Origin of the sequence: Hydrogenophaga sp., assembly GCF_011390835.1 — a bacterium.
GTDB lineage: Bacteria > Pseudomonadota > Gammaproteobacteria > Burkholderiales > Burkholderiaceae_C > Hydrogenophaga.
This window is the reverse complement of sequence record NZ_JAABRQ010000006.1, coordinates 34,966-53,196: the sequence shown is the minus strand read 5'-3', so window position 1 is coordinate 53,196 and position 18,231 is coordinate 34,966. Positions and strand designations below refer to the sequence as shown.

At 64.5% G+C, this 18,231-nt stretch carries 15 protein-coding genes; 3 read left to right on the top strand and 12 right to left on the bottom strand.

All coding sequences use genetic code 11. From position 1 onward, the window contains the following. Positions 1-15 precede the first annotated feature (15 nt). The 8 genes from phoR to GPT34_RS05505 form a co-directional block, all read right to left on the bottom strand. Positions 16-1,335, bottom strand: a complete 1,320-nt coding sequence (phoR, locus tag GPT34_RS05540; protein WP_291010256.1) for a phosphate regulon sensor histidine kinase PhoR — start codon at positions 1,333-1,335, stop codon at positions 16-18. Continuing rightward, the gene (phoB, locus tag GPT34_RS05535; RefSeq protein WP_291010255.1) at positions 1,332-2,063 is read right to left on the bottom strand and encodes a phosphate regulon transcriptional regulator PhoB; all 732 of its coding nucleotides are present in this window, start codon (positions 2,061-2,063) and stop codon (positions 1,332-1,334) included. Before phoB ends, phoR begins: the two co-directional genes overlap by 4 nt. 61 nt (positions 2,064-2,124) lie before the next feature. Further along, positions 2,125-2,826 (bottom strand): phosphate signaling complex protein PhoU, encoded by a 702-nt coding sequence (phoU, locus tag GPT34_RS05530; RefSeq protein ID WP_291010254.1) that lies wholly within the window; start codon positions 2,824-2,826, stop codon positions 2,125-2,127. Position 2,827: 1 nt separating this feature from the next. Beyond that, positions 2,828-3,604 (bottom strand): phosphate ABC transporter ATP-binding protein PstB, encoded by a 777-nt coding sequence (pstB, locus tag GPT34_RS05525; protein ID WP_291010253.1) that lies wholly within the window; start codon positions 3,602-3,604, stop codon positions 2,828-2,830. A 44-nt stretch (positions 3,605-3,648) separates the two neighbouring features. Beyond that, positions 3,649-4,503, bottom strand: a complete 855-nt coding sequence (gene pstA / locus GPT34_RS05520) for a phosphate ABC transporter permease PstA (protein ID WP_291010252.1) — start codon at positions 4,501-4,503, stop codon at positions 3,649-3,651. A 21-nt stretch (positions 4,504-4,524) separates the two neighbouring features. Then, entirely contained in the window at positions 4,525-5,463 is a 939-nt protein-coding gene (gene pstC, locus GPT34_RS05515) for a phosphate ABC transporter permease subunit PstC (RefSeq protein ID WP_291010324.1), read from the bottom strand. 149 nt (positions 5,464-5,612) lie between these two features. After that, positions 5,613-6,644 carry a phosphate ABC transporter substrate-binding protein PstS gene (gene pstS / locus GPT34_RS05510; protein WP_291010251.1) on the bottom strand — a complete coding sequence of 344 codons (1,032 nt, stop codon included), beginning with the start codon at positions 6,642-6,644 and terminating at the stop codon, positions 5,613-5,615. A gap of 167 nt (positions 6,645-6,811) precedes the next feature. Further along, on the bottom strand, positions 6,812-7,408 hold the full coding sequence (locus GPT34_RS05505; protein ID WP_291010250.1) for a TlpA disulfide reductase family protein: 597 nt from the start codon (positions 7,406-7,408) through the stop codon (positions 6,812-6,814). A gap of 248 nt (positions 7,409-7,656) precedes the next feature. Between GPT34_RS05505 and ppx the strand changes: the two genes are divergently transcribed. The 3 genes from ppx to GPT34_RS05490 all read left to right on the top strand — a co-directional run bounded on the left by ppx (position 7,657) and on the right by GPT34_RS05490 (position 13,406). Next, on the top strand, positions 7,657-9,141 hold the full coding sequence (gene ppx / locus GPT34_RS05500) for an exopolyphosphatase (RefSeq protein ID WP_291010249.1): 1,485 nt from the start codon (positions 7,657-7,659) through the stop codon (positions 9,139-9,141). Between the two features lie 159 nt (positions 9,142-9,300). Continuing rightward, positions 9,301-10,449 (top strand): response regulator, encoded by a 1,149-nt coding sequence (locus GPT34_RS05495; RefSeq protein ID WP_291010248.1) that lies wholly within the window; start codon positions 9,301-9,303, stop codon positions 10,447-10,449. Beyond that, positions 10,446-13,406, top strand: a complete 2,961-nt coding sequence (locus tag GPT34_RS05490) for a hybrid sensor histidine kinase/response regulator (RefSeq protein WP_291010247.1) — start codon at positions 10,446-10,448, stop codon at positions 13,404-13,406. Before GPT34_RS05495 ends, GPT34_RS05490 begins: the two co-directional genes overlap by 4 nt. Before the next feature lie 148 nt (positions 13,407-13,554). Here GPT34_RS05490 and GPT34_RS05485 read toward each other — a convergent pair whose 3' ends face one another. From GPT34_RS05485 to GPT34_RS05470, 4 genes are all read right to left on the bottom strand, one after another. Beyond that, positions 13,555-14,037, bottom strand: a complete 483-nt coding sequence (locus GPT34_RS05485; RefSeq protein WP_291010246.1) for a histidine phosphatase family protein — start codon at positions 14,035-14,037, stop codon at positions 13,555-13,557. A 14-nt stretch (positions 14,038-14,051) separates the two neighbouring features. After that, complete coding sequence (ppk1, locus tag GPT34_RS05480; RefSeq protein ID WP_291010245.1) at positions 14,052-16,151, bottom strand: polyphosphate kinase 1; 2,100 nt, start codon at positions 16,149-16,151, stop codon at positions 14,052-14,054. 69 nt (positions 16,152-16,220) lie between these two features. Beyond that, positions 16,221-17,348 carry a glycosyltransferase family 1 protein gene (locus GPT34_RS05475; protein WP_291010244.1) on the bottom strand — a complete coding sequence of 376 codons (1,128 nt, stop codon included), beginning with the start codon at positions 17,346-17,348 and terminating at the stop codon, positions 16,221-16,223. Next, the gene (locus GPT34_RS05470; protein ID WP_291010323.1) at positions 17,345-18,178 is read right to left on the bottom strand and encodes a UDP-2,3-diacylglucosamine diphosphatase; all 834 of its coding nucleotides are present in this window, start codon (positions 18,176-18,178) and stop codon (positions 17,345-17,347) included. Before GPT34_RS05470 ends, GPT34_RS05475 begins: the two co-directional genes overlap by 4 nt. Between the last annotated feature and the right edge of the window lie 53 nt (positions 18,179-18,231).

The following is an 18,231-nucleotide window of genomic DNA, read 5'->3' as shown; positions in this document are numbered from 1 at the left end:
GCAGCCTGCGCTAGGTCAGGCGATCGAGCGTTGCCGGATGCGGGAGGCTGGCAGGTGGATCATGAAGGTCGATCCCTGCCCAGGCGTGCTCTGCACCTCAACCTGCCCACCGTGGCGCTGGGCCACGTGTTTGACGATGGCCAGCCCGAGTCCGGTACCGCCCGTTTCGCGGGAGCGGCTGCGGTCCACCCGGTAAAAGCGTTCGGTCAGACGCGGCAGGTGCTCGGCCGCAATACCCGGGCCGGTGTCTTCGACAAAAAACTGCGCCCCCCCGTCGGGTGTGCTTCGCCAGCCCGCGCGGATGTTGCCGCCACCCGGTGTGTAACGCACCGCATTGCTCATGAGATTGGACATCGCGCTCAGCAGCTCGGTCTTGGCCCCGGAGACCAGCAGCGCTGCGTGCTCAGACACCTCGATCTGGTGAGGCGGGTGTGCGATGGCCTGGGTGAGGCCGCGCGCTTCCTGCAGCACATGGCTGAGCAGCTCATCGCCATCCACCCATTCGCCCGCGCCAGGCGCCGGGCTGCCTTCCAGCCGCGAGAGCGTGAGCAGATCGCTGACCAGCGTCTGCATGCGCTGGGCCTGCTGGCTCATCAGGGCCAGGTAGCGCTCGCGGTCAGCCGCCTCCAGCGGAATGCTCTGCATGGTCTCGACGAAGCCGCTGAGCACGGTCAGCGGCGTGCGGATTTCATGCGACACGTTGGCCACAAAATCCCGACGCATGGTCTCGGCCAGTTGCAGCGCGGTCACATCGCGCGTGAGCATGAGTTTGCGTTTCTTGCCGTAGGGGTGAATCTGCAGCGAGATCTTGGACGGTTGTGAGGGCCGGGGGCCAGGCCCGTCGACCTGGATTTCGTAGGAGAAGTCAGCAGCGTTGAGGTAGGCGGTGAAGGCGGGTGCGCGCACCATGTTGCGCACGTACTGGCCCAGATCGCGCTGCGGGTCAAAGCCGAGGTGGTTGGCCGCAGTCAGGTTGGCCCATTCGATGCGACCGGTCGCATCCAGCAGCACCACGCCGTTGGGAGAGGCCTGGATCGCCGCCAGAAAGTCCTCCAGACGAGCGTCGCTGTTTTGGGCCTTTTTTTCCAGCTTCTTGATCAGCTTGCGGCAGCGTTCAACCAGCTCACCCCAAGTGCCGGACAAACTGGGTGCACGAGACGCTTCGCCTTTGGCGATCCAGTTGAGCAACTCGCGCGCGCGCAAGCCATCGAAGATGGCCCAGACCAGCGCTCCCAGCAAAGCACCGGCAAACGTCCAGGGTGGCGAATCGTTGGCCCAGCCCCATACCGCACCCAGTGCCACCAGGCACAGCAGCTCGAGAGCCCGACGCGTCATGCTGCGGCGGTGCTGGAGCCTTGCGCGGGTCGTCCGGTGTTGTTGAGCCCCGTCAGGCGGTAGCCAGCGCCGCGCACCGTCTCCACCATGCTGGCGGCTTCACCCAAGGATTCCCTCAAACGCTTCACATGCACATCCACGGTTCGCTCCTCGATGAAGACATGGTCTCCCCAGATCTTGTCGAGCAGCGTACCACGGGTGTGCACGCGTTCAGCGTGCTTCATGAGGTAGTGAAGGAGCTTGAATTCGGTCGGTCCGACCTTGAGTTCGTTGCCACGGAAGCTCACCCGGTAGGTGCCCGCGTCGAGCGCCAGCTCACCCACCTGCACGGAGTCATTGACGATCTCGGGCGCACGACGGCGCAGCACGGCGCGGATGCGCGCGAGCAGTTCCTGGGTGGAGAACGGCTTGGTGATGTAGTCGTCGGCACCAGCGTCCAGCCCCTGCACCTTGTCCGACTCGTCGCTGCGCGCGGTCAGCATGAGGATGGGCACCGTCTTGGTCCGGTCGTGCTTTCGCCACTGGCGCGCCAGTGAAGCGCCGCTCTCGCCGGGCAACATCCAGTCAAGCAGGATCACATCGGGCAGCACCGCGTCCACCTCGCGCCGGGCGGCGGCACCGTCGAACACCACCGTGGGCGCAAAGCCGTTGTGCCGCAGGTTGACGGCGATCAGCTCGGCGATGGCGGGCTCATCCTCCACCACCAGCACGCGGGGCAGTTTCCTCATGCGAACACCCCGCAGCGCCAGGGAGCGGCGCGCGGCTGGGGCTCACGTGGCATCAAGACGCTCATCGGACCACCGACTCCACGTTTTCCATCGACGTGTGGCGCACGTCTTCGCCCTTGACGATGAAGATGATCTGCTCAGCAATGTTTTTCGCGTGGTCACCCACGCGCTCAATGGACTTCGCCAGAAACATCAGGTCAAGGCTGGCAGAGATGGTGCGCGGGTCTTCCATCATGTAGGTGATGAGCTTGCGTATGAAGCCGTTGTACTCGTGGTCGATGTGGTCATCTTCCCTGATGATGGTCACCGCCATCGCGGTATCCAGCCGGGCGAACGAGTCCAGGCTCTTGCGCAGCAGCGCTGAGGCCATATCGGCGGCCACGCGCAGCTCCGAGCTCGGCAGGTTGCGTGGCGAGCCGCTGTCAGCGATGGACTTGACCATGCGGGCGATGCGCGCCACCTCGTCACCCGCGCGCTCCAGGTTCTGGGTTGTGCGCGAAATCGCCATGAGGAAGCGCAGGTCGCGAGCAGTGGGCTGGCGCCGGCCAATGGTAGAGATGATCTCTTGATCGATCAGCACCTCCATCTTATTGATCTTCGCTTCGTTTTCGAGCACCTGATCCGCGGACTCTTGACTCATGTGAACCAGGGCGTAGACTGCCTGGTGCAGCTGCGACTCGACCAAGCCACCCATCTCCAGCACATGGGTGGAGATGGAGTTGAGCTCGGCGTCGAACTGGCTGGAGATGTGTTTTTCGGGCATGTCAACCAAACCTTCCTGTGATGTAGTCTTCGGTCGCGCTCTTGCTGGGCTTGAAAAAAATCTGCTCGGTGGCACCGAACTCGATCATTTCCCCCAGGTACATGTAGGCGGTGTAGTCGCTGCACCGCGCCGCCTGCTGCATGTTGTGGGTGACGATGGCAATCGTGTAGTCCTGCTTGAGCTCGTGCACCAGTTCTTCCACCTTGCCGGTGGAGATCGGGTCCAGCGCCGAGGTGGGTTCATCGAGCAGCAACACCAGGGGCTTGACCGCCACGCTGCGTGCGATGCACAGGCGCTGTTGCTGGCCGCCAGAGAGAGACAGACCACTTTGACCGAGCTTATCCTTGACCTCGTTCCACAAAGCGGCCTTGGTCAGTGCCCATTCAACGCGGTCGTCCATCTCACCGGCGCTCAGGTTTTCGTAGAGCTTCACGCCGAAGGCTATGTTGTCGTAAATCGACATGGGAAACGGCGTGGGCTTCTGGAACACCATGCCGATGCGCGCGCGCAGCAGATTGATGTCTTGCTTCGGGTCCAGGATGTTCTGGCCGTAGAAATTGATGGTGCCTTCGGCGCGCTGGCCCGGGTAGAGACTGTACATGCGGTTGAGCGTGCGCAGCAGGGTGGACTTGCCGCAGCCTGAAGGACCGATGAACGCGGTGACCTTGCGCTCTTCGATGTCGAGGTTCACATCCTTGAGACCCTGGAACTTGCCGTAGAAGAAGTTCAGGTTGCGCAGTTCAAGTGCGTTGTTTACGGGGGTAGAAGTTTCGCTCATGGTTGTGTGCACAAGGGTTGTATCGGGATGTGGTGGGCGTCTGGTCAAACCGGGGTTTTCTCGCGGAGGATGACGCGGGCCAGGATGTTGAGCACCAGCACGGAGAGCGTGATCAGTAGCGCACCACCCCAGGCCAGACGGATCCAGTTGTCGTAAGGGCTGAGCGCAAACTGGTAGATCACGATCGGCAGATTGGCCATTGGTCCACTCATGTCGGTGCTGAAGAACTGGTTGTTGAGCGCGGTGAACAACAGCGGAGCGGTTTCTCCGGTGATGCGGGCGATGGCCAGCAGCAAACCAGTCATCACGCCGCTTTTTGCCGCGCGCAAGGTCACCTTGATCGACACCTTCCAGCGCGGCGCACCCAGAGCAAAGGCGGCTTCCCGCAAGGTTCCCGGCACCAGCCGCAGCATGTTCTCCGTGGTGCGAACCACCACGGGGATGGCGATCAGGGACAGGGCCAGGCTGCCCGCCCAGCCCGAAAAATGGCCCACCGTGGCCACCGCGATGGCGTAGACAAACAGGCCAAGCACGATAGACGGCGCCGACAGCATGATGTCCGTCACGAATCGGGTGACCTCGGCGGTCTTGCTGGTGTCGCCATACTCGGCCAGGTACACGCCAGCCAGGACGCCGATGGGCGTGGACACCAGCACGGCGAAGCCCACCATCATCAGACTGCCGACGATGGCGTTGGCCAGGCCCCCGCCTTCGGTGCCGGGCGCCGGGGTGGACTGGGTGAGGATGTTCCAGTCCAGCGCCTTAAAGCCGTTGGAAAACAGCACGAAAAGGATCCACAGCAGTACCGCCAGCCCCAACACCATGGCGGTCATGGACAGGGTCAGGCCAATGGCGTTGGTGCGCAGGCGCTTCTTGTAGAGGGCGGCATTCATTTCCATGTTGTTCTCGCGTCAGACGGCTCAGAAGCCCTTGGCGCGCTCGGCGCGCACCAGCATGATCTTGGCTGTGGCCAGCACCACAAAGGTGATGACGAACAGCAGGAAGCCGAGGGCATACAGGGTGGACACGTGGAAATCCACCGCTTCGCCGAACTCGTTGGCCAGAGTGGAGGCGATCGAGGTGCCCGGCGAGAAAAGCGAAGTGGGCATGCGGTTGGCATTGCCGATCACAAAGGTCACCGCCATGGTTTCACCCAGGGCACGTCCCAGGCCCAGCATCACACCACCGATCACGCCCTTCTGGGTGTAGGGCAGCACCACGCCCTGCACCACCTCCCAGGTCGTGCAGCCCACGCCGTAGGCGGATTCGCGCAGGATGGGGGGCACGATTTCAAACACGTCGCGCATCACCGCGGCCACAAATGGCAGCACCATGAAGGCGAGCACCACGCCAGCGGCCATGATGCCGATGCCGTTGGTGGCTCCGCCGAACATCCAGCCAACCAGCGGCATGCCGCCAATCAGCTCCTGCACCGGAATCTGAAAATAGTCCGCAAACAGCGGTGCAAACACAAACAGGCCAAACATGCCGTAGATGATGGAGGGCACTGCCGCCAGCAGTTCGATGGCGGTGCCCAGCGGACGGCGCAGCCAGACCGGGCAGGTCTCGGTGAGAAACAGCGCGATGCCGAAGGCCAACGGCACCGCGATCAACATCGCAATGCCTGCGCTCAACAAGGTGCCGGTGATGGCAATCGCAGCACCGAACTCATCGTTCACCACGTCCCATTCCACCCGCCAGACGAAGCCGACACCGAACTTCTCGAATGCCGGCCAGGCGTTGATGAGCAGGGACACGATGATGCCCACCAAGGCAATCAGCACCAGCAGCGAGAAGCCCTGGGTGCCGCGGTGGAAGATGACGTCCTGCCAACGCTGCCGGCGAGCAATCACCTGCATGTTGGGGTTGCCCGTCTCAGCGGGCATGATCCTAGATTCCATGGTGGTTTCCATGTTCATGAGGTCTCCTCCAGTGGCTGCGGAGGCTCTAAGCGACCGCCCCGCGACAGCTGAGCTGACGCGGGGCGGATGCGCAAGAGCCTTTTACCTTACTTGGCGATCTGCGACCAGACCTTGGAGCGGATGTCGGCGGTCAGCTTGTCCGGCAGCGGCACGTAATCAAGTTCCAGAGCCATCTTCTGGCCATTCTTGAAGGCCCAGTCAAAGAACTTCAGGACCTCAGCGGATTGCGCCTTGTCAGCGGGGTCCTTGTACATCAGGATGAACGAGGCGGTGGAGACCGGCCAGGCGTCGGCACCGGCTGCGTTGACCATGGACACGCCCATGCCGGGCACGCTGAACCAGTCCACACCCGCAGCGGAAGCGGCAAACGTCTTGTCGTCAGGGCGCACAAAGTTGCCGTCCTTGTTTTGCAGCGCCATGTAGGGAATGTTGTTCTTCTTGGCGTAGGCGTATTCCACGTAGCCCACTGCGCCCTTGATGCGGGTCACGTTGGCGGCCACGCCCTCGTTGCCCTTGCCACCCACGCTGGTAGCGGCAGGCCACTTGACGGCAGAGCCCTTGCCCACGGTGTCGGCCCAGGGCTTGCTCACGGCGGAGAGGTAGTCGGTCCAGTTGAAGGTGGTGCCCGAACCATCGGCGCGGTGCACCACAGTGATCGCCTGGTCAGGCAGTGTCTTGCCGGGGTTCAACGCGGCGATCCTGGGGTCGTTCCACTTGCTGATGGTGCCCAAGAACATGTCGGCCAAAACCGGGCCAGTGATGCGCATTTCGCCCTGGGCAAAGCCCTCGACGTTGAACACCGGGACGGTGCCGCCGATGATCGCAGGGAATTGCACCATGCCGTCCTTGTCCAGGTCAGCGCCCTTTACCGGGGCGTCGGAAGCGCCGAAGGCCACGGTCTTGGCGCGGATCTGGCGCAGGCCACCAGACGAACCAATGGACTGGTAGTTCAGGCCGATTCCGGTTTCTTTCTTGTAGGCCTCGGCCCACTTGGCGTAGATGGGGAAGGGAAAAGTGGCGCCAGCGCCGGTGATGTCGGCGGCCAGGGCGCTGCCCATGGCCAGCGATGCGAAAGCGGCAGCAGCCACGGTTTTGAGCAGAGTGCGTTTGGTGTTCATGAGAGTCCTCTCGGTTGGTGAAAAATGGTTCACAAACGAGACTCTAGGGGGCTTGTGTGACATCAATGTGACAGTCACACAAACGGAGCTGAGGCCCAAACATCCTGCTTTTTAAGCATTACGCATTCTTCTGGGGGCTGCGCACCGAGCGCCCTGCCCACCAGCGTTCACAGCAGCTGGGCCATTGCCTCCACATCTTCAGCGAACATCTGCCCGCGCTCGGCCAGCAGCAGCCGACCTTCACGACCGCGCAGCAGCGTGATGGGCAAGCCCTTGGGCTTGGGGAAACTCTTGCGCCAGTCCGGGCTGGCCCAGGCCGCGGGGAACTGGTAGCCCTTGCGCGCCAGGTAGGCCTGAGCGTCCTCCGGCTTCTTGTCGATGGACAGAGCCACCATCTGCAAGCCACGTCCCTTTTGCGCCTGCCAGAACTGGTCCATGCTCGGGCTTTGCTGGGCGCAGAACGGGCAGGTGCTGGACCACCAGTACAGCAGCAACGGTTTGCCGGCGGTGCCAGCGGGATCCACCACCCGGCCATCGAGCAGGGTGATGCGTGGCAGGTTGAGCACCGAGCCCACGGCGGGCATGGGTGGCGCCTGGGCCTCTTCGGCCGCCGCAGACGCCGGTTGTGCCTGCAGGCTGGGCATCACAGCCAGCGCGCTGGCGGCGCCTGTGGACTGCAGCCAGCGCCGGCGGGACCAGGAGGGCGCCGGTTCGCGCGACTCGCCGGTGGGGCTTTGGGATGTGGGACGAGCAGTAGATGGCATACCGGACTCCTGGACCAACAAGAGCAAAAAAAAAGGGGGGGCAACCGGCGCCAACGGCACCCATGGCGCTACCTCCACCAGTATCGCGCGTTCCTGGCAGCGCGGGAACGGGGGCTGTCCTGGCGGCGTCAGGCGGTCCATGGTGTCAGCCCGCCGGAACTTGCATGCGTCACAATCTGACCGTTTCATCTGTTGCCCGCGCCCCAGCGGCGCCTGGGCACCCAGGTGCCCCGAATCCACCCTTCCCCATGCAAAACGGAACCCTCCTCGCTGCGATCGATCTCGGCTCCAACAGCTTCCGCCTCGAAATCGGCCGCTACCAGGGCGGTCACATCGAGCGCATGGAGTACCTCAAGGAAACGGTGCGCCAGGGCGCTGGCCTGGATGAGAACAAGGTCCTGAGCCCAGCGGCCATGCAACGTGGCTGGGACTGTCTGGCCCGCTTTGCCGAACGACTGCACGGCTTCAAGAAACAGCAGGTGCGCGCCGTGGCCACGCAGACCCTGCGCGAAGCCAAGAATCGCGACGAGTTCCTCAAACAGGCACACACGATTCTGGGTTTTGCGATCGAAGTGGTCTCTGGTCAGGAAGAGGCACGGCTGATCTACCAGGGCGTATCGCGCCTACTGCCCCAGTCCGACGAGAAGCGGCTGGTGGTCGATATCGGCGGGCGATCCACTGAAATGATTCTTGGCCAGGGCTACCAAGCCCACAGCATGGAGTCGTACCGGCTGGGCAGCGTGGCCTGGACGCAGAAGTATTTCGGACGCGGCGAATTCACGCCCGCTGCCTTCAAGACCGCCGAGGTGGCCGCCAAGGCGGTGCTCGACCAGGCACTGGACAGTTTTCCGCCGGCCGACTGGGCAGTCGCCTACGGCTCCTCGGGCACCGTGAGTGCGGTGGCCGATATCCTGGGCGCCAACGGCTGGGCCACGGGCCTGGTCACCCGCAGCGGTCTGGACTGGCTGGTCGAACGCATGGTCAAGGCGGGTCATCAGGAGAGCCTGCGGCTCGATGGTCTGAAAGACGATCGTCGCCCGGTATTGGCCGGCGGCGTGGCGGTTCTGCACGCTATTTTCGACCTGTTCGACATCCAGCAAATGTTGCCAGCGCAGGGTGCTTTGCGCCAGGGCGCCCTGTACGACCTGATTGAACGCGAGAGCGAGGGCGGCGACGTGCGCGAGCGCACGGTGCGCTGGCTGGCCCACCGATTTTCCGCCGACGAAGCCCATGCCCAGCGCGTCAGCGCCGTGGCCACCGCCCTGTTTGCCCAGGTGGCTGCGGTGGATCCGCAGAATGAGCGCTACTCCCAGAAACTGGCCTGGGCCGCGCGGCTGCATGAGATTGGCACCCACATCTCCCACGACCGCTCCTACCATCACGGCGCCTACATCCTGGACAACGTGGATGCGCCCGGCTTCTCCCTGCCCGAGCTGCACCGCATGAGTCAGCTGGTGCTGGGTCAGCGCGGCAAGCTCAAGAAACTGGAGCTGTCGCTGGGCGATGAGCTGTTCGCCAAGCAGCTGATGTGCCTGCGCCTGGCGGTGCTGCTGTGCCACGCGCGCAAGATGCCGGAGCACGAGTCCCTGCGGCTGAGCTACAAGTCAGGCGCCTTCAAGCTGGTCACGAACCCGGGCTGGGCGCGGCGTTACCCGCAATCGGCCTGGCTGCTGGGGGAGGAGGTGTTGGCCTGGCAGAAATCGGACTGGAAGTTCAGCGCTGACATCCGTTGACATCCGTTGACAACAAACCATAGCCGTGTGACGGAATCACGGCATGCGCTGGTTTCTCCACGGGTCGGGCGACGCTGGCGCCAGAGCAGGACCAACTCACCCTAGGATGACCCGTAATCGTCCATCCTGGCCGGTGTCACACCCCTAGAATCAAGCCCCATGGCCCTGATCGCCGTCGCAGAGGACGACCCCGGTACCCTGAAGCTGATCTCGGTGGTTCTGAAGAACATCGGGCACGAGGTGCTCGCGGCCCCTGACGGCGCGGCCGCCTGGGACCTCATCACCGCCCACGCGCCCGAACTGGTGGTCAGCGACATCCATATGCCGCGCATGAGCGGCTTTGATTTGCTTGATGCGCTGCGCGGCCACCCCACGTTGGGCGCTACCCCGCTGATCCTGCTGACCTCCCTGCAGGAACGGGAGCACATGCGACAGGGCATGCGCCAGGGCGCTGACGACTATCTGACCAAGCCATTTCAGACGCGAGAGCTCCGAGATGCCGTGATGGCACAGCTCAACAAGCAGCAGATACGGCAAGTAGCTCAGGACTTGACCATCCGTTCGACCCTCACAGCCGAACTCGAAAAGCAGTTGCGCACCCTGGGCGACGCTTTCGAAGACCGTCTGGCGCTGGCGCTGAACCAGCAATGGCCCACCGCCAACGCCCAGGATGTGCAAGGTGGCCATGAGCAGGCCACGGTACTGGCAGTCTGTTTGCGCAACCATGCGGCCTGGTCCAGTGCGCTGCCTGCCGCCGATCTCAGCGTTTTGCTGCGGCGCTTTCACCAGGCCTGTGGCGACACCGTGTTTCTGTTTGGCGCAACCACGCTGCAGTTCCTGGGTGACGTGCTGGTGGCGGTGTTCGCGGACGTTGAAAACGACGCCCCAGCGTCCCATCCCTTGCGCGCGGTGCGTGCGGCGTTTGGCGTTCGCAACTCGTTGGCCGGCCTGCAAGCCTTCGCTGAGGCAAGGTGGGTCGATCACGCCCCGCCTCCGCTGGAAGTCGGCAGCGCACTCCACAGCGGCCCCGTGGCCATGATGCGGCTCGACGGCTTGCTCGGCGGTGCGGCCCAGCTGATTCCGGTGGGCGAGACGGTGGACAACGCGGTGGCATTGGCGCGCCACCCAGACCTGCACGAAGCCACCTACCCAGTCGCCTCCGTGGAGGTTTTGCGCAGCGTGACCGGCGTCGTGCAAACTCAACCGCGTCTATGGCTGGAGCTTCCCCAACGGGGCAAATCGATGGATGTGAGTTGTCTGATGCCCTTGCGCGCTGCCCCAGACTCCGCATCCGGCCCTAGGCCATGAGCGACAAGGCGCCCTGGCGCCTGCCACTGGGTCCGGCCCTGCTGGGCGCGCTGGTGTTTTCTGCTCTGACGCCTGCGCTGCTCGTGGCCTGGGTGCTGTCCTCCAACAGCGCAGAGGCCATCGACACCCTGGCCGCAAGCGCCATGGCGCAGGCGGCACAGCGGGTCGACGTCGGCGCCCTGGCCCATCTGGGCGAAGCGCACACGGTAGTCAACGCGTTGCTACCGCCGTTCAAGCCAACGGGCACTGAGGGAGATCGTGCCCGCGGCTGGCTGCATGATACCGATGCCTTCGAACGCATGGCATTTGCGCTCACCCAGCAGTCACCCAACGTGCCCTATCTTTACATCGGCGCAGCCGACGGCAGCTTCTTTGGGCTGGAGCGCGAGGACCGCGGCTTTGTGGTGCGCCAGATCAGACCGGGTGAACCAGGGCGAACCCATCATCTGCTCCAGCAGCCCGGTGACCGAACCCAGCTGCTCAAGACCGAGGCCACGGTGTATGACCCGCGAGTGCGTCCCTGGTATCAGCTGGCGATTCTGCGTGGCGAGCGCACCTTCACCGAGGTCTACCGCTCGGCGGTCAAGCCCCAGTTCGACCTCACGCTAGCCCAACCCATCTTCGCCACCGACAACAGCACCGTGATGGGGGTGTTGGCCGTCGACATGAGCCTGGCACGCCTCACCGAACTGATCCGTAGCACCCGGATCAGCGAAGGCGCAGTGACCTACTTGGTCGACCGGGCCGGGTTGCTGGTGGCCTCTTCGGTGGACGAGCCTCTGAGCCAGATGATCGATGGCAAATCGCAGCGCATCACCCCGGCGCAAAGCCGCGACGCATTGGTTCGGATGTCCCACGAGCGCCTAGGCCAGCGGACAACGCCATCGGCAGCGGCAGCGGCAGCGCAGACCGGTGTGGTCCGCCTGGACGGCAGCAGCAGCTGGTGGGAGCGGCTGGGACTCAGCTCCAATCGACTGATCGCGCTGCAGCGCCCGTTTGGCGAACGCTACGGCCTGGCCTGGCAATTGGTCGTGGTGGCACCAGAGCAAGACTTCACGCGCCGGGTGCTTGAGGCCCGGCAATGGGCGCTGGCCGCGATGGCGGTCCTGATCGCCTTGGGCACACTGCTCGCTCTCATGCTGGCACGCAGCTTGTCGGGTCAGTTCAGCCGGCTCAACGCCTCTGCCACGGCCCTCGGGCAAGGCCAGGTGCCCGAGGTGCAGCACCGCGCCCAGCTGCGCGAGGTGCATCACCTGTCCGAGGTGATGCACCAGAGTGCGCAAAAGCTGCAGACCTACACCCAGGAAATCCAGCAAAAAAACGAGGCTCTGCGCGATGCCGCCCTGTTGCTGGAACGGCGGGTTCGCGAGCGCACCACCGAGCTGCTGGCTTCGCGTGAGCAGGCCCTGGCGGCGGTCCAGGCCAAGGCGGGCTTTCTGGCGGTCATGAGCCATGAGATTCGCACGCCGCTCAACGGACTGGTGGGCATGGGTGAGCTGTTGCAGGACACGGCGCTCACGCCCGCACAGCGCGACATGCTGGACGTGTTGCAGATGTCCAGCGACCAATTGCGTTCGGTGGTCGATGACATTCTTGACTTCTCCAAGATCGAGGCCGGCAAGCTGACGCTGGAACATCGGCCATTCGACCTTCAGCAAGCGGTGCGGGGGGTTTGCGATCTGATGCGGCCTCGTGCCGCAGACGGCGGGCTGGACCTGGTGCTCACGCTGGAGCCAGATGTGCCGCGCGCCGTGGCGGGCGACATCACCCGACTGCGGCAGGTGCTGCTCAACCTGCTGTCCAACGCCATCAAGTTCACTGGCGAAGGCGCCGTCACGCTGGCGGTACGGGTGGTGGCTACCCACCCGACGCTGCGCCTGGGCTTCAGCGTCACCGACACCGGCGTGGGCATTTCACCTGACCGCATGGGCTCACTGTTCCAGCCCTTTGCTCAGGGCGATACCTCAACCGCACGGGTCTACGGCGGCACAGGGCTGGGTCTGATGATTTGCAAACACCTGGTGGAGCTCATGGGCGGCGCCATCGAGGTCGGCAGCGCGCCTGGCCGTGGCAGCCGTTTTGATTTCAGCATCCTGGCCACACGGGCCGACGTGGCTGATCTCGACAGCGAAGGCTTGCCGCAAAGCGTGCCCGAAGATCAGCGTCTGCATGTGCTGGTGGTGGATGACAACCCGATCAACCTCAAGGTCGCTGCGGCCATGCTGAAACGACTAGGTCACGTTTTCACGACGCTGGCGGACGGACAGGCCGCGATCGAGGCGGTGGAGCAGGCGCAAAGCCGAGATCAGCCGTTCGACTTGTTGCTGCTTGATGCCCACATGCCCGGGCTCGACGGTCTGGCGGTGGCTCGCGTTCTTCGGCAACGCTGGGGCAGCAAAGGTCCCACGGTGATCGGCGTTTCGGCCTCCAGCCTCTGGCAGGACCGCCAGCGCTGTCTTGATGCTGGCATGGAGGACTACCTCACCAAGCCCCTGTCCCTCAAAGTGCTGGGCGACACGCTGGCCCACTGGCAAAAACAAGGACCGTCCAGACCACTGCCACCCCACCCCAGCGCTCCCACCGAACATCCTTCCAACACCGGTCTGGCAAGCACCCAGGACGTTGAGCCACCTTGGGTCGACGGCGAACGCTGGGCCCAGTTTGCGGCCATGGACGACGAACAGGGAAGCCTGCGACGCGAGATTGTGCAGGGATTCCTGCAGAACCTAGACACCCGCGCCGCCGCCATCGAGCAGGCCATCGAGCAGAACAGGGACGATGCTTTGCGCGAACTGGCACATTCGCTGGCTGGCTCGGCAGGCAATGTGGGCGCCGATCGTTTGAGTGCTCTGTGCGCGCGGCTGGAGCAGTCGGCTGGTGCCAGAATTTCCTGGAATTCCAGCACCTGGCGCAAGACCATTGAGCGCACACGCGAAGCGCTCAAACCCTGGGCCTGAAGCCGGGGCGCGAGCGGGCCGACCAGATGCGCGCGCTTCAGGTTTGCCCAATCTGAGGGCTTAGCCGCGGCGCCCAGGCGCTTGACGCATGCAAGTCGTTGATCCGTTGCCAACATGGAGAGACCAAAGCCCCCACCGTTGCGCGTGCCTACAGCAGCTCGGGCGTCTGCACCGTGAGCAGCACGGTCTGCTGCTTTCCATCGCGCTCGCGGTGGTGCAGCCACCAGACAGCGCCTTTCTTCACCGCGCACTCTTCTTCGCTCAGGCCCAGCAAGCGTGCCACCACTTGCCCGAGCGTGGGCTGATGGCCCACCACCAGCACCGGGCCTTTGCCCTCGGGCCACTGCACCAGTTCAAGCAAGGCCAGCGGATCCCCGCCAGGCGCGAGCTCGTCGCGCATCTTGAACTTGCGCCCCAGGGCGAGCGCGGTCTGCTCGCTGCGCTGGGCTGGGCTGGCGAAGACACGGGCACCGCTGGGCAACTGCCGGTCCAGCCAGGTGGCCATGCGCGCGGCGTGTTTCTCGCCGCGCGGGGTGAGTCGCCGCGCCAGATCTTGCGCGTCGCCCTGGCGCCCGAGCACGGGGTCAGGATGGTCCTGGGCTTCGGCGTGGCGCCAGAGAATCAGGTCCATCTGCTGCCTCCCGATCAGGCCTTGCTGCCGTAGCGGTCCATGAGACTGGTCTGCGCCGACAAGGTCTCGGCGCGGCTCTTGCGTCCGCCGCGTCCGCTGGCGCCAGCCGCAGGCACATAGGTGCCATCGGGCTGCAGCAGCCAGGCATCGCGGGTGTCGTGCAGGTAAGCCATTAGGCATTCGTCCACCAACCGGTGGCGCAGTGCTGGATCGGTCACCGGCCAGGCGAGCTCGACACGGCGCAGCATGTTGCGGTTCATCCAGTCGGCGCTGGAGAGCCACAGCTCTTCCACCCCGTTGACCCGAAAATAGAAGACGCGGGAATGCTCCAGCAAGCGGCCAATGACCGAGCGCACGCGCACGTTGTCGGTGACGCCCGGCACCTGCGCCGGCAGGATGCAGGCGCCGCGCACGATCAGGTCGATCTTCACGCCCTGCTGCGAGGCATGCGCCAGGGCGCGCGACAGCGGCTCGTCGGTCAGCGCGTTCATCTTGAGGATGATGCGGGCCTCATGCCCGGCTTTCGCCGCTGCCGCCGCGGCATCGACGCGCTCCAGCATCGCCTTGTGCAGCTGGAACGGCGCGATCAGCACCTTGTTGAGCTTGGCCAGCCGGTTCTGGCTGGCTAGGTGCAGGAAGACCTGGTCGAGATCGGCAGTGAGCGCTTCGTCTGCGCTCAGGTAGCTGATGTCGGTGTAGAGCTTGGCGGTGCCGGCGTTGTAATTGCCGGTGGACACGTGCGCATAGCGCCGCAGCCGGGTGCCCTCGCGACGGGTCACCAGCAGCATCTTGGCGTGGGTCTTGAGCCCGACCACGCCGTACACCACCTGTGCACCCACCGATTCCAGGCGTTCGGCGTAGCTGATGTTGGCCTCTTCATCGAAGCGCGCCTTGAGTTCCACCACTGCCGTCACCTCTTTGCCGCGGCGCACCGCATCGCGCAGCAACTCCATCAGCTCGGACTTGGCGCCTGCGCGGTAAATGGTCTGTTTGATGGCCAGCACGTCCGGGTCGGCCACCGCCTCGCGCAGGAACGCGAGCACCGCATCAAAACTCTCGTATGGCTGGTGAATGAGCACATCGCCTTGCTGCAGGCGGTCGAAAAACGACTGCCCGGGCGTGAGCTGAACCGGCCAGCCAGCCAGGTAACGGGGAAAGCGCAGCGCGGGTGCCTCGACCTGGTCGATCAGCTGGTTGAGACGCACCAGGTTGACCGGGCCGGGCACGCGGTACAGCGCCGCTTCGGGCAAGTCGAACTGGGCGCGCAGAAAGTTGGACAGGTACTCGGAACAGCCTGCGGAAACTTCCAACCGCAGCGCTTCACCGTAGTGGCGCTCCTGCAGCCCCTTGCGCAGCGCGGTGCGCAAGTTTTTCACCTCTTCTTCATCCAGCGCCAGATCGGAGTGGCGGGTAACGCGGAACTGCGAGAACTCGGTGACCTGGCGGCCGGGAAACAAGTCGGCCAGGTGCGATCGGATCAGGCTGGAAATGGAGACGAAGTGGGTCTGCTTGGAGCCCTTGATGGGAGGCATGCTGAAAAAGCGAGGCAGGATGCGAGGCACCTTGACGATCGCGATCTCGTTTTCCCGGCCGAAAGCGTCCTTGCCGGTCAGCCGCACGATGAAGTTGAGCGACTTGTTGGCCACCTGCGGGAATGGGTGAGAAGGGTCCAGACCCACCGGCATGAGCAGCGGCTGCACCTCGCGCTGGAAAAAATCCTTGACCCAGCGGCGCTGGCGCTGATTGCGCTCGCCATGTGCCACCAGCTTGATGCCCTTCTTCTCCAGCAGCGGCAGCAACTCATCGTTGTAGATCGCGTACTGCTGTGCCACCAGCGAATGAACCTCGGCGGATAGAGCGTGGTAGCCCGGTGCGGTGTAGTCGCCGCGCTGCTCATTGGTCTTGTGAGCGCTGAGTTGCGGCGCCATGCGCACCTCGAAAAACTCGTCGAGGTTGCTGGAGACGATGCCGAGGTAGCGCAGGCGTTCGAGCAGCGGGACGTCGGGCCGGCGAGCCCAGTCCATCACCCGCGCGTTGAAGGCGAGGATGCTGCGATCCCGGTCAAGGAAGTTCAAGCGACCGGAGGGGCTGGTGTTTGTGGCGATGTCGCTCATGGTACCCGTCAAGGTGCGCAGGGGGCGACCGATCCCTTTGGCCGCCGAACTGCCCGCGCATTGTGACGATTATTCAACGACTGAATGACGTTTGCGTGACAGGGCTGACATCTTCACCACCGGAAGCGCCGCTCCGTCCTCGTCCGCCCGGGAACGTCCGCGGCGGCGCGGCGAGGCAGGCTCCGGGATCTGCACCGTCAGGAACGACAGGAACAGGTCAGCCGCGCGCTTCCAGCCAAACTCCATCGCCCGCGCACGCGCCTCGCTGCGCCGGATGCGCAGAGCGGCGCCCCACGCCTCGCGCAGGTCCTCGCGCAGGGCGCCGGCGCCACTCTCGCCCACCACCTGCAGCGGCCCGTCCACCGGGTAGGCGGCCACCGGCACGCCGCAGGCCATGGCTTCGAGCATCACCAGGCCAAAGGTCTCACTGCGGCTGGGGAAGACAAACACGTCGGCCGCCGCGTAGACACGGGCCAGTTCGTGGCGCGGCAACACACCGAGCCAGTGCACGTTGGGGTAGTGCTCGCGCAGCCCGGTCTCCAGCGGCCCCACGCCGCAGACCACCTTGCTGCCGGGCACATCGAGGTCGAGAAAGGCGTCGATGTTCTTCTCGTAGGAAACGCGCCCCACGAACAGGCTCACCGGCCGGGCCAGGGCACCCAGCGGTGGGTACGCCACCGGCGCCTCGGCCAGGGCAAACAGCCGGGTGTCCACCCCGTGAGTCCATTCCTTCAGACGCTGAAAGCCCCGCTGCTGCAGCATGGCCAGCACGCCCGAGGTGGGCACCATTACCGCCTGGCTGGGTCGGTGGAAGTGGCGGAACAGTGCATAGCCCCAGGTCAGCGGCACGCCCAGCGCCGCGTTGAGGATTTCGGGGAACTTGGTGTGGAAGGCGGAGGTGAACGGCTGCTGGCGGCGCAGGCAGTAGCGGCGCGCAGCCCAGCCCAGCGGCCCCTCAGTGGCGATGTGGATGGCGTCGGCCTGGGCCGCGTCCAGCATCCTGGCCAGGGCACGGCCAGGAAACAAGGCCAGATCAATGCCAGCGTAGCCCGGACAGGGACGGGTTCGAAACTGCCCGGGCTGGATGACCACCACCTCATGGCCTGCCTCCTGCAGTTCACGAACCAGTTCCACCAGCGTGGTCACCACGCCGTTGACCTGGGGCTGCCAGGCATCGGTCACCAGAGCGATTTTCATGCGAGCTCCTTGTTGAGCGGCGCTGCAGGGTCGACACGCGCGTCCGAACCAGCGGCGTGATGCCATTGCACCAGCGCCAGCGTGCCGTCGCGCTGCTCGACCAGGGCGGTCAGGCTCTCGACCCAGTCGCCGTCGTTGCAGTACAGCGTGCCGTCAATGCTGCGCATTTCGGCGCGGTGAATATGGCCACAAACCACGCCGTCAAAACCGCGTTGCCTCGCCTCGGCGGCGACGGCGCGTTCAAAGTCGGTGACGTAATTGAGGGCGCTCTTGACCTTGTGCTTGAGGTACTGCGAGAGTGACCAGTAGGGCAGGCCCAGCCGAGCGCGCAGCGAGTTCAGGTGCCGGTTGAGCCGCAGCGTGAACTCGTACATGTTGTCGCCCACATAGGCCAACCACTTGGCGCACTGGATCACGCCGTCGAAATGGTCACCGTGCACCACCCACAGGCGCTGGCCAGTGGCGGTGGTGTGAACCGCCTCATTGCGCACCTCGATGCCACCGAAATTGTGGCCGTCGAACTGGCGTGCAAACTCGTCGTGGTTGCCCGGCACGAACACCACCCGGCAGCCTTTTCGAGCGCGGCGCAGCAGCTTCTGCACCACGTCGTTGTGCGCCTGCGGCCAGAACCACTTGCGCCGCAACTGCCAGCCGTCGACGATGTCGCCCACCAGGTACAACGTGTCGCTCGGGTGGTGGCGCAGGAAGTCCAACAAGGCCGCAGCCTGGCAGCCAGCGGTCCCGAGGTGGACATCGGAGATGAACACCGCGCGGTAGGCATGTCCCGCATCGGCAGTCGCAGAAGCGTTTGGCTCATCAACTTCCGGCATGAGCCCTGCCCAATGCACGGCGCCTCCCAACGCGCCGTCATCCATGCCCCATT

Coding starts and splice junctions, on each gene's coding strand:
- phoR (WP_291010256.1), bottom strand. CDS start 1,335: ATGACGCGTCGGGCTCTCGAGCTGCTGTGCCTGGTGGCACTGGGTGCG.
- phoB (WP_291010255.1), bottom strand. CDS start 2,063: ATGAGGAAACTGCCCCGCGTGCTGGTGGTGGAGGATGAGCCCGCCATC.
- phoU (WP_291010254.1), bottom strand. CDS start 2,826: ATGCCCGAAAAACACATCTCCAGCCAGTTCGACGCCGAGCTCAACTCC.
- pstB (WP_291010253.1), bottom strand. CDS start 3,604: ATGAGCGAAACTTCTACCCCCGTAAACAACGCACTTGAACTGCGCAAC.
- pstA (WP_291010252.1), bottom strand. CDS start 4,503: ATGGAAATGAATGCCGCCCTCTACAAGAAGCGCCTGCGCACCAACGCC.
- pstC (WP_291010324.1), bottom strand. CDS start 5,463: ATGCAGGTGATTGCTCGCCGGCAGCGTTGGCAGGACGTCATCTTCCAC.
- pstS (WP_291010251.1), bottom strand. CDS start 6,644: ATGAACACCAAACGCACTCTGCTCAAAACCGTGGCTGCTGCCGCTTTC.
- GPT34_RS05505 (WP_291010250.1), bottom strand. CDS start 7,408: ATGCCATCTACTGCTCGTCCCACATCCCAAAGCCCCACCGGCGAGTCG.
- ppx (WP_291010249.1), top strand. CDS start 7,657: ATGCAAAACGGAACCCTCCTCGCTGCGATCGATCTCGGCTCCAACAGC.
- GPT34_RS05495 (WP_291010248.1), top strand. CDS start 9,301: ATGGCCCTGATCGCCGTCGCAGAGGACGACCCCGGTACCCTGAAGCTG.
- GPT34_RS05490 (WP_291010247.1), top strand. CDS start 10,446: ATGAGCGACAAGGCGCCCTGGCGCCTGCCACTGGGTCCGGCCCTGCTG.
- GPT34_RS05485 (WP_291010246.1), bottom strand. CDS start 14,037: ATGGACCTGATTCTCTGGCGCCACGCCGAAGCCCAGGACCATCCTGAC.
- ppk1 (WP_291010245.1), bottom strand. CDS start 16,151: ATGAGCGACATCGCCACAAACACCAGCCCCTCCGGTCGCTTGAACTTC.
- GPT34_RS05475 (WP_291010244.1), bottom strand. CDS start 17,348: ATGAAAATCGCTCTGGTGACCGATGCCTGGCAGCCCCAGGTCAACGGC.
- GPT34_RS05470 (WP_291010323.1), bottom strand. CDS start 18,178: ATGCCGGAAGTTGATGAGCCAAACGCTTCTGCGACTGCCGATGCGGGA.